Here is a 443-nt window from a genome sequence, read left to right as displayed (position 1 = left end):
CCATTACCTATGGCGCGCAGTCGACCAGAACGGTCATGTGCTCGATATCCTCATGCAAAGCCGGCGTAACCGGCAGGCGGAAAAACGCTTTTTCCGCAAGCTCCTCAAGGGCTTGCGTTACGCACCGCGGGTGCTGGTCACCGACAAACTGAAGAGTTACGCCGCAGCGAAGGTGCACATCATGCCCGGTGTCGAGCATCGCCAGCACAAGGGTCTAAACAACCGGGCCGAACTCTCGCACCAACCGACGCGGCAACGAGAACGACAGATGCGCCGCTTCAAGTCACCCGGTCATGCACAGCGCTTTCTGTCGGCACACGGTCAGATCAACAATGCTTTCCGGTGTCAGCGCAACCGCCTGTCAGCGGAGCAGTACCGGCACGTCCGCACTCAGGCATTTTCTCTTTGGAATGAGGTCACCGATGTAGCGAAGAACGCGTAAT

General features: G+C 58.2%; 1 protein-coding gene. It reads left to right on the top strand.

The genetic code is table 11. The annotated features are described in order from the left end of the window. Window positions 1-442 (top strand): DDE-type integrase/transposase/recombinase (locus tag CR103_RS21810; RefSeq protein WP_143752733.1); only part of this gene is annotated, 442 nt, incomplete at its 5' end. Window position 443 lies beyond the last annotated feature (1 nt).

Origin of the sequence: Massilia psychrophila (genome assembly GCF_002760665.1) — a bacterium.
Classification (GTDB): domain Bacteria; phylum Pseudomonadota; class Gammaproteobacteria; order Burkholderiales; family Burkholderiaceae_D; genus JAFCUW01.
Note: the sequence above shows the minus strand (reverse complement) of the source record. Positions and strands in the feature narration are given on the sequence as shown.